General features: G+C 33.7%; 9 protein-coding genes. All 9 read left to right on the plus strand.

The window, feature by feature from the left end; translation table 11 throughout:
* Positions 1-87: 87 nt before the first annotated feature.
* The 9 genes from CI949_RS20940 (at position 88) to CI949_RS12240 (ending at position 10,084) form a co-directional block, all read left to right on the plus strand.
* Entirely contained in the window at positions 88-177 is a 90-nt protein-coding gene (locus CI949_RS20940) for a potassium-transporting ATPase subunit F (protein WP_089655681.1), read from the plus strand.
* Between the two features lie 15 nt (positions 178-192).
* Positions 193-1,935, plus strand: a complete 1,743-nt coding sequence (gene kdpA / locus CI949_RS12205; protein ID WP_290766935.1) for a potassium-transporting ATPase subunit KdpA — start codon at positions 193-195, stop codon at positions 1,933-1,935.
* Between the two features lie 2 nt (positions 1,936-1,937).
* The gene (kdpB, locus tag CI949_RS12210; protein WP_290766937.1) at positions 1,938-3,974 is read left to right on the plus strand and encodes a potassium-transporting ATPase subunit KdpB; all 2,037 of its coding nucleotides are present in this window, start codon (positions 1,938-1,940) and stop codon (positions 3,972-3,974) included.
* A complete protein-coding gene (gene kdpC / locus CI949_RS12215) occupies positions 3,975-4,544 on the plus strand; it encodes a potassium-transporting ATPase subunit KdpC (protein ID WP_290766939.1) in 570 nt (189 codons plus the stop codon). It abuts the gene before it with no gap.
* Entirely contained in the window at positions 4,544-5,371 is an 828-nt protein-coding gene (locus CI949_RS12220) for a universal stress protein (protein WP_290766940.1), read from the plus strand. Before kdpC ends, CI949_RS12220 begins: the two co-directional genes overlap by 1 nt.
* A 509-nt stretch (positions 5,372-5,880) precedes the next feature.
* The gene (locus CI949_RS12225; RefSeq protein WP_290766944.1) at positions 5,881-6,273 is read left to right on the plus strand and encodes a hypothetical protein; all 393 of its coding nucleotides are present in this window, start codon (positions 5,881-5,883) and stop codon (positions 6,271-6,273) included.
* A gap of 356 nt (positions 6,274-6,629) precedes the next feature.
* Positions 6,630-8,390, plus strand: a complete 1,761-nt coding sequence (locus CI949_RS12230; RefSeq protein ID WP_290766941.1) for a FapA family protein — start codon at positions 6,630-6,632, stop codon at positions 8,388-8,390.
* Between the two features lie 257 nt (positions 8,391-8,647).
* Positions 8,648-8,992 carry a Na-translocating system protein MpsC family protein gene (locus CI949_RS12235; protein ID WP_290766942.1) on the plus strand — a complete coding sequence of 115 codons (345 nt, stop codon included), beginning with the start codon at positions 8,648-8,650 and terminating at the stop codon, positions 8,990-8,992.
* A 21-nt stretch (positions 8,993-9,013) separates the two neighbouring features.
* Positions 9,014-10,084, plus strand: coding sequence for a GGDEF domain-containing phosphodiesterase (locus tag CI949_RS12240; RefSeq protein WP_290766943.1), 1,071 nt, complete (start codon positions 9,014-9,016; stop codon positions 10,082-10,084).
* Positions 10,085-10,101 lie beyond the last annotated feature (17 nt).

Raw genomic sequence — 10,101 nt, forward strand, 5'->3', positions numbered from 1 at the left:
CCTTTATGCAGGCATTAAATTAGTTAAAGATGGTATCTATATTTCCAAACATGATTAAATAAAATAAGAAGACAGGGGTGGTGTTAAATGGATTTAGGAGATATTATTTTAGGTGTTGTGACAATTTTTGTATTTATTTATCTTTCGTATGTTCTATTTTTTCCAACAAAGTTCTAAAAGGAAGGTGATAAGATGTTAAATATATTAGCTTTAATTGTATTTTTTGTACTATTATTTGCTTTAATATATGTCTTCGGCGAATATATAGCCTGGATATATCAGGACGAGACAAAGAGTAAAAGTGAGTTACCTAAAAAGTTGAAATTTTTTAAAAAACTGGATCGTCCTTTTAAGTTGATTGAAGAGAAAATATTTTCATTTTTGAATATTGAGCCGGACAAAGAAATGAACTGGAAGCAGTACTTATTTTCTTTACTGATTTTTAATGGAATTTTATTTGTTTTTCTCTTTTTGGTCTTTAAATTCCAGAATATTCTGCCTCTAAACCCTCTTAATTTAGATGGGATGAGCTGGGACCAGGCTTTTCATACTGCCAGTACCTTTGTCAGTAATACCAATCAGCAGCATTATGGTGGAGAAAACCTGTCATATTTTTCTCAACTTTTTGCAGTTGGACTGGCAATGTTTTTATCAGCCGGAACCGGTCTGGCACTGGCACCAGCCTTTACCAGAGGAATCCAGAATGAAGAGGAAACAAAACTTGGTAATTTTTATGTTAATCTGATTAAGGGTTTAATCAGATTTTTACTTCCAGTTTCCTTCATAGTTGCTCTAATATTAATTTCTCAGGGTTCACCTCAGTGGCTTGGTGGTGAGATTGTAGTAAACACTATTGAGGGAGTTAAGCAGGCAATTCGTGTAGGTCCTGTAGCTGGAATAGAAGCAATTAAAACCTTAGGGACAAATGGTGGCGGCTACTTTGCAGCTAATGCTGCTCATCCATTTGAAAACCCGACAATATTAGCAAACATAGTCCTGAACTTAATCATGCTGGCCAGCCCGATGGCAATAATTTATGCCTTTGGAATCTGGATGGGCAAGAGAAGACATGGAGTCATTTTAATTGGGGCCTTATTTGTTATCTTTCTTGGTCTTTTCTGGGTTACTGCAGCTGGAGAAATGCAGCCCAATCGAGCAGTAACAATGGCAGAAAAAGATTTAAATATAACAGTTGATCAGAGTGCAGGTAATATGGAAGGGAAAGAGACTCGCTTTGGCAGTCTTTTAAGTTCGCTCTGGGCAATATCCACAACTTCAACTACCAATGGCGCGGTTAACAGTATGCATAATAGTTATAGCCCACAGGGGCTCATGGGTCCATTCCTGGCTATGGCAATGAACTGCCTCTATAATGGTATTGGAGTTGGATTACTTAATTTAATGACCTATATCTTTATCTGTGTCTTTATCGCAGGTCTGATGATTGGTCGGGCACCACAATACTTAGGTAAACAGATTGAATGGAGAGAAGTTAAAATTGCTGCTTTAATTATACTTTTACTGCCTGTCTTAGTCTTATTTCCAACTTCAATTGCAGTAATAACAGAAGCAGGAAAAGAAGCAATTAATAATCCTGGGTTTACCGGTTTTTCGGAAGTGCTTTATGAGATGTTTTCAGCCGGAGCCAATAATGGCAGTGGGATGGAAGGCTTGATGGATAATACAGTATTTTATAACTTACTCAATGGCGGTGCAATTTTAATGGGAAGATATCTTCCTATTTTTGGTCAGCTATTAATAGCTGGTAATTTATCAAAGAAAAAAATCAGACCAGAAACAGAAGGAACACTTAAAGTGGAAAATCTATCATTTCTAGTTCTATTTGTTGGTGTAATGATTATTATTGGTGGTTTAATCTTTATGCCTGCATTAGCAGTAGGACCAATTGCAGAAATGCTAAGTGGGGGGATGTAAAGATGTTCGATATAGATTGGGAACAGCAGTGGACAGCAATTAAACAGTCGTTTATCAAACTTGATCCCGGTTATTTAATTAAAAACCCGGTAATGTTTGTAGTAGAACTCTGTACTATACTGACAATAATTTTGACAATTTATCCACCGCTTTTTAATGGCCAGCAGCCTACCTGGTATTATCTGACAATCACAATTATTTTAGTCTTCACTTTATTATTTGCAAATTATGCTGAATCTTTAGCAGAACTGCAGGGTGAAGCTCATGCCGATAGCTTAAAGGCCTTACAGGTTGAGACTGAAGGTAAAAGATTAAAAAATAAGGATATTGAATTAGCTGAAATAACAGAAGCTGATTATGAGGTTGTTGCTGGAGAAGATATAGAAAAAGGAGATTATGTCTTTGTCGAAAAAGGTGACATCATCCCTCGTGATGGAGAAGTTGTTGAAGGAAGTGCCTCTATTGACGAGTCAGCAATTACAGGAGAATCAGAGCCTGTGATTCGAGAAAGTGGTGGTGACAGAAACTCTGTTACAGAAGGAACAGAAGTTTTAAGTGATGTGCTTAAAATTAAAGTTACTGCTGCAGTAGGAGAATCATTTTTAGACAGAATGATCGGCTTGGTAGAAACTGCATCCAGACAGAAAACTCCCAATGAAATCTCGATGACCCTGCTTTTAGCCAGCTTTACCTTTGTCTACCTGGCAGCAGTTGTGACAATGCGTTTCTTTGGTATGTATGTGGATATGAATGTTGATGTAGCCAATTTGATTGCTCTTTTAATCGGTTTAATGCCGACAACAATCGGGGCTCTCTTAGCATCAATCAGAATTGCCGGGATGACCAGAGTAACTAAAGAGAACATAATTGCTAAATCAGGTAAGGCAGTTGAGTCAGCAGGTGACCTTGATGCGCTAATCTTAGATAAAACAGGTACAATTACAACTGGAGAAAGAATAGCTGAAGAATTTATTGCAGTTGGCAGTGAAGATAATGATTTATATAAAGCCTGTCTGCAGTCTTCCTATTTTGATGAAACTCCAGAAGGACGCTCAATAGTTAACCTGGCACATGATCTGGATGTTGAGGTAGATGAAAGTGAGCTGACAAAAGAAAATTTTGTGGAGTTCTCTGCAAAAACCAGAATGAGTGGTATTGATCTGCCAGATGGAACAGAAGTCCGCAAAGGTTCTGTAGAAGCAGTAAAGGAGTATTCAGAAGAGATTCCTGATGGATTAACTGATAAAGCCCATGAAATTGCAGATAGTGGAGGAACTCCTCTGGCTGTAGCTGTTGATAAAAAAATTCTTGGTTTAATTGAACTCCAGGATGAATTAAAAGTAGGAATTAAAGCCAGAATCCAGGAGCTGCAGGAAATGGGAGTAAAATGTATTATGGCAACTGGTGATAATGAGAGAACTGCCCGCTATGTAGCTGAGCAGGCAGGGATAGAAGAATACTATTCTGAATTTAAGCCGGAAGAAAAAATTGCGCTGGTAGAAAAAATTCAAAAACAGGGTAAACTAATAGGGATGACAGGTGATGGTACCAATGATGCTCCTGCTTTGGCTAAAGCTGATGTAGGACTTGCCATGCAGGCCGGTACCAATGCTGCTAAAGAGGCTGGTAATATGGTTGACCTTGATTCTGATCCGACTAAATTAATTGAGGTAGTTGCTATTGGTAAACAGCTTTTAATGACCAGAGGTTCGCTAACGACATTCAGTATTGCCAATGATATTTCGAGATACTTTGCTCTGGTTCCTGCAATTTTTAGTGCCGGGATACCTGCTTTACAGCAGATTAACTTTATGAATTTATATTCTCCACAGAGTGTAGTAATTGCTTCTTTAATTTATAACTCTCTGATTATCCCCTTTTTAATCCCACTTGCTATGAAAGGTGTGGATTATAAAGCGGAGAGTTCATCTAAATTACTGCGCAAGAATCTGGTTATGTATGGTGGAGCCGGTTTAATTGCACCATTTATTTCTATTAAATTAATCGATATGCTATTAGTTATGCTGGGGGTGTTTTAAATGAGTGTTAAAAAGAATATAATAACAGCAGCCAAGTTAATAGTTCTCTCACTTTTTATTTTCTCAATTCTTTATCCACTTTTACTGGGTGGAGTTGGACAGCTGTTTGGTAGTGAAGCTAAAGGAAGCATAGTTTATCAGGATGGAGAGGCTGTTGGTTCCAGACTTATCGGTCAAAACTTTGACAGCGACAGCTACTTTATCTCAAGACCATCTTCAATTAATTATGATGCTTCAACTTCTGGTAGTGCTAATTTAGCTGCTTCTAATCCTAAATTACAGCAGAGAATTAAAGCTGATTTAGAAGAAATTGAAGCCAAATATCAGCCGGGTAATAAAGCTGTACCGGCAAATTTAATTACCGAATCTGGCTCTGCTCTAGATCCACATATATCACCTGAAGCAGCTTATTTTCAGGTAAAATATCTGGCAGAACAGACAGGAATTTCTGAGTCAACCCTGAATTCGTTAATAGAAGAGCATACAGAGTCAAAGCTGCTCGGATTATTTGGAAAAAGCAGAGTTAATGTGCTGGAATTAAACCTGGCACTTGAGGAGGTATTAGATTAATGAATGATAAATTACATGAAAACTGGCCTGGGTATAAAAAGATATTACTTCCTTTAGGTCATAAAGCAGATATCAACAATTTAACTGATCTAGCTTCCTACATTATTGAGCGAAAAAAAGGAGAGGTTAAATTCATCCATGTGATGCGTGAGGGAAGTTATATAGACTTACCGCGTGAATGGAGAGAGGGTGCTAAACGAGTTACAGAAAGTCACCATAAGATGATGAGGTATGGTATTCATAGTGATCGTGAAATTGTAACTTCTAAGACTATAGAACGGGGCATTTTAGAGACTGCTTTTGATATGGAGGCCGAAGCAATTATTCTGGGCTGGGGTCCTAAACCGGGTGCTAAAATCTCTAAAATGGCTTCTCATATCATGGATAATTTTCATGGTGATGTGATTATCTATAAAAACCGAGTTGATATTGAAAAGACAAAAAGGATAATGTATCCTGTAGCTAAAGACCCTTCTAGAAGTAGATTGAATTTAATTAAACATATTGTTCAGGAGACTGGTGCCATATTGACATTAACTCATTATGTTGACAAAAGAGACGGCAGCCGTCAAAAAGGTAAAGAAGTGCTGGAGCAGGCAAAAGAAAAAGCGCTTGAATTTGGCCTGGAAGTCGAAACAATGATGCTGGAAGGAAATTCGTTGGCTTCCAGTATCAAAGAGGCCACTGAAGATTTTGACCTGCTGGTAATCGGTCCATCTGGTGACTGGTGGGTTTATCAGACAGTTTTTGGCCGCAAAACAGATAAAATAGCAGAAGCTGCTCAGTGTTCAGTGCTCCTGCATAAGTATAAAAGTGAAGAAGAGTAGAGTTATGATTTTAAATTAATATTGTTATATTTCAACCCCAGAGACTTCATTTATTCCGTGAATAATGGAGCTTCTCTGGGGTTTTTATTTTGTATAATATTTTCTTCAGAAGAACTTAATAATTAGATATTTTTTCGAGTTTTATGTAATATAATAAATTTAGGCTCAAGTAGTAAGTTGAAATATCAGGGAGGTGCTGAAAAATGAAAGACAAGAAAAAAGTAGCTAAGAAAAAACCTGTGAAGAAAGAAAGTGAAAAGAAAGAAGAAAAGAAATAATTTCTTTAATCAGTAACAGCTAAACTATGTATATTTTCCCCTGTAGACTTAATGCTAACAGGGAATTTTTTTGTTAAGCTATCTAATTGTTGTAGTTGATAAGTGTTAAAAACCTCCGCACATATCTATAAGTGCGGATAATTATACGGAGATGTCATTATAGATCCTAATATTTACAATAAGATAAAGAATATATTTGGGAGGAATAATGGATATGCTCGGACTAAAGATATACTTGAGGCAGATATTCATTCATCACATCTATACAAACTTCAGGAAGATGGAGAGATCACCAGGATCAAAAGGGGGCTTTACCGCTGGAATAATGATGAATTTAATCCCAGTACAGAACTAATCGAAGTAAGTAATATAGTTCCTAATGGTGTAATTTGTCTGCTTTCAGCTCTTTCATATTATGATCTCACCATAACCAATCCCTGGGAGTATTATATTGCCATTCATCGAGATGAACACAGGCCTAAACTGCCTGATTATCCGCCGCTCTCTATTTTTTGTTTTGCAGGTAAACAGTTTAATACCGGGATTAAAGAGGTTGATATTGAGGGTAGTAGGGTTAAAATATTTGATAAGGAGAAAACAATATTTATTATTTTACTAATATAAAAATAAAAAGAGTATTAATTTGAATAAAGGTCAGTCCATCTAGGATTCAAAACACTTGTATATTTAGGAAAAAGTAAGAAGAGTAGAGTTAATAAGGTATAATCACACTTAATAGTTAATATAGCCATCTAATTTGATTTTTAACTTTAGTATTTTTTCTGTATAATTATTGACAAGAATTAGCTTTTATGACAATTATCAGGAAAATAGAGGTCTTAAGGACTGAAATTTAACTGTCTATATTGTTAAGGGAAGAAGGACCAGTTATAATGCTGCGTTCGGAGCCCGTGCCAACATTAATATGTTGGCTTTTTTTAATTTATACGCAATTTATTTCTAAACCGGGAGGTTATACTATGAAAAATAAAGATGGTGTAGCATATCTTAGGGATGGTAAATTATATATTAGTGATCCTGAAGGTTTAGGAAGATATCCTAGAATATCCGCAGGTAAAGATGTAGAATTATATCTTGAAGACAATAAGATAAAAGATGAGATTGTAGTTTCTGAAAGCTCGCTCAAAGATATTGTGCTTGATTTAAATAATACCATCAAGAAAAAAGATCTCAATTTAAAATTTGATAACAAAGGTTTAAAAGCTTATCTTGAAATTAGTACCTCACCTGCTAAAAAGTTAAGTTTAAAGAATATCCAGCCTTCTAATATAATAAAAGTAAAAAGTGAAGTTGTAGATGAAATTTATCCAGAGGTTAATGAAAAAGAAATAAGAAGTCTTTTGCAAGAAAAAAGTGTATCTTACGGTATTAAAGAGGAAGTAATAAAGGATATAGTTAGTAGCAGAGAATATAATGATAGTTATTTAGTTGCAGAAGGGAAGCAGGCTGAATCTGGAAAAGATGCAGAAATAATTACTACAGAAAAGTATAAGGAAAGAAAAAATAAAATATTTAATGAAATAAATTCTGTAGAAAAGGGAGATACCATCTGCTATAAGAAGAGTTTAAAAAAGGGTAATCCTGGTATAAATGTTTTTGGTGAAGAAATTAAACCTGCTGCAGTTAAAGATATAGAACTAAGAGCTGGAGAAAATGTTAGATTAATTAAGAATAAAGCAGTTGCTGAAAAAGGTGGACAGCCTAAAATAGTAAAAAAGAACAATACTGCTCTTGTTAAGGTGGTAGAGCAGTATGTGATCAATAATGATATTGACAAAAATACTGGAGATATTAATTATGATGGGGATCTATTGGTCAAAGGTAATGTTCAGGATTATTTTAATGTCAGTGTTGGCCAGGATTTAAAGGTCAGCGGTAATGTTGCTAATGCAGAAGTTTTAACCAGAGGTTCACTGTTTGTTAATAAAAACATTATCGGCAGTAAGGTTAAAGTTGGAAACTACTTAGATGATGATTTGTTAAACTTTTTGGAAAAGACTGAAAGATTAATAGAGGATATTTCAAAATCTATTGATGAAATACTTGGTGAAGCAGATAAGAGGAAAATGGGTTCTTCAGTTAAATTAGGTAGGATATTAAAATTACTAATAGAGGATAAATTTGATGAATTACCTGATTTGATTGGAAATCTAAGAGACAAAATAGATGATAATTATAAGTTGAAAAAAACTTTGAATAAACTTGCACCATTTATGAATAAACTTCATAAATTAGAAAATCTTAATAACTATGATCTATTTAATGAGTTACTAAATAACATAAAAGAACTCCTAAAGAGCAGGAATAACAATAAGGAGTTAAATATTTATGCAGGCTATATACAAAATTCATCGTTGTTAATAGGAGGTTCATTGGTGATTAATAAAAAAGGCTGCTATAATTCAAAAATTGAGGCCAGTAACTCAATAATTGTAAAAAACAATTCTGGTTTTCTACGCGGGGGATGGTATAAAGCTGAGAACATTATTTATTGTTCTCAAGCGGGTAATAACCTGGGAAAGACCTATTTTGATATTAGTAACCAGATTTACATCAAAAAAGCTATTGGAACCTTAGTAATTTCCAGTCCAAAAGATAAGAAGATAATTGACCCTGGTGTTAGTAGTGTTAATTTAATTGTAAATAAATATGGAAAGTTAGAGCAATTTTCAGTAAGACCTGATATAAAAAGATTCTTAATTAGTGAATTTAATCATTAAATAATATATTGTAGATATATGTCGAATTGAACTTGTATAAATATTATTATATAATTAGTTAGAACTATAATGACGGGATAGCTGAGGTTTTATAACTGAAGTTTGACTGTTAATAAATGCGCATAGGAAGATATATAGGCAGAGTTTTGTTGACATGGTTGAATTATAAAAACTTAGCTTATTTGAGCCTGAGCCAACGCTATCTTTTTTAGTGTTGGTTTTTTTTATTGCAAATAAAATGATGGGGGATGATTAAAATGCACAATTTTTCCGATTTAAATAAGGAACTAAGCAATTTGTACAAAGAATATACAGGAAGAGGACCAAAATATATTAAAAGCTATTTTGTAGATGACGTTCTTATTATAAAAATTAACTGGTATGAAGAGAAAATATTTAACAAAATAGCAAATGATGAGCATGGCAAAAATGTAGTTAAAACTACTTACAAGAATATACTTAAATACTGGGGAGAAGAGGCTAAAAAAGCTATTGAGAATGTTACTGGAATTGATGTTCTGGGAATGTATTTTGATGAAGAAATGGCTCTTCTCAATAATGATAAAGTGGTTGTATTTTTACTGAATAATACTTTAAATTAGTCACTGGTCGGAGGTGCTTTAATGGAATCTAAAACTAATAATAAAGAATTGTTTGAATTAGCTTATTATGATGAGCTAACTAATCTTAAAAACGAGAAGTTTTTTTATGAAATACTGGATAAAAAAATTAATCAGATAAATCTTAAGACTAAGCTTTATGTTGTCTATCTTAAAATCAATAACATTGATCAATTAGATAATTTTATTGGTTATCAAAAAAGCAATGATTTTATTAGGGAGTTAGCTGATAAGATTAGCAGGTCTGATATTAATGCAGAAATTATTTCAATTTATAAGGGCAACCAATTTTTAATCTTATTCGAGAACATTACTTACACAGCGGTCAATGAAAAAATAAATAAGCTGGTAGAAGATGTAATTTTATACTTAAAGCAGTCTGGCTATTATACGATGCTGAATATTAATGTTGGAATTTCAATTTATCCTGATCATGCCAAAGATCCTGAAGGTTTGATATCTAAAGCTCATCATGCTATGTTGATTCTGGGTAAAAAAGAAAATGATTTTCAAGTCTTTAATAATGATATTTTTAATTCTATAAAAAGAAGTGCAGAAATAAGAGAAGATTTAGAAAAAGCAATTGAGAATGAAGATTTGTATCTTAAATATCATCCTAAATTAGATATAAATAATGATAAAATCATTGCTTTGGAGGCCTTACTGAGATGGGAACATGGGCAAAAAGGACAAATTTCTCCGGGGGAATTTATTCCTATTGCCGAAAACAATGGTATGACTAAAGAGATTGATTTATATGTTTTAAAAAAAGTATTTGAGCAGCTAAATAACTGGCTGGATAAAGATTATGGTAATGTAAGAATCTGTATCAATGTTTCAGCTTCCAGCCTTAAAGATCTTAATTTTATCAACGAAATAAAAGAGATAAGCGATTCTTATGAACTAAATAATAATCTAATTGAAATAGAAATTACTGAGAGAGCTATAATTGATATTCCTAAAAAAAACATTATGAAACTCCAGGAATTAGATTTTCTCTTAGTTTTAGATGTATATGATAATCTAAAAGTGACCCAGGATAATAATTTAAAATTGACCCGTTTAAATAGATAATATAAACTGTCCATAAT

The sequence above is a fragment of the Halanaerobium sp. genome, assembly GCF_003070835.1.

Coding starts and splice junctions, on each gene's coding strand:
- CI949_RS20940 (WP_089655681.1), top strand. CDS start 88: ATGGATTTAGGAGATATTATTTTAGGTGTTGTGACAATTTTTGTATTT.
- kdpA (WP_290766935.1), top strand. CDS start 193: ATGTTAAATATATTAGCTTTAATTGTATTTTTTGTACTATTATTTGCT.
- kdpB (WP_290766937.1), top strand. CDS start 1,938: ATGTTCGATATAGATTGGGAACAGCAGTGGACAGCAATTAAACAGTCG.
- kdpC (WP_290766939.1), top strand. CDS start 3,975: ATGAGTGTTAAAAAGAATATAATAACAGCAGCCAAGTTAATAGTTCTC.
- CI949_RS12220 (WP_290766940.1), top strand. CDS start 4,544: ATGAATGATAAATTACATGAAAACTGGCCTGGGTATAAAAAGATATTA.
- CI949_RS12230 (WP_290766941.1), top strand. CDS start 6,630: ATGAAAAATAAAGATGGTGTAGCATATCTTAGGGATGGTAAATTATAT.
- CI949_RS12235 (WP_290766942.1), top strand. CDS start 8,648: ATGCACAATTTTTCCGATTTAAATAAGGAACTAAGCAATTTGTACAAA.
- CI949_RS12240 (WP_290766943.1), top strand. CDS start 9,014: ATGGAATCTAAAACTAATAATAAAGAATTGTTTGAATTAGCTTATTAT.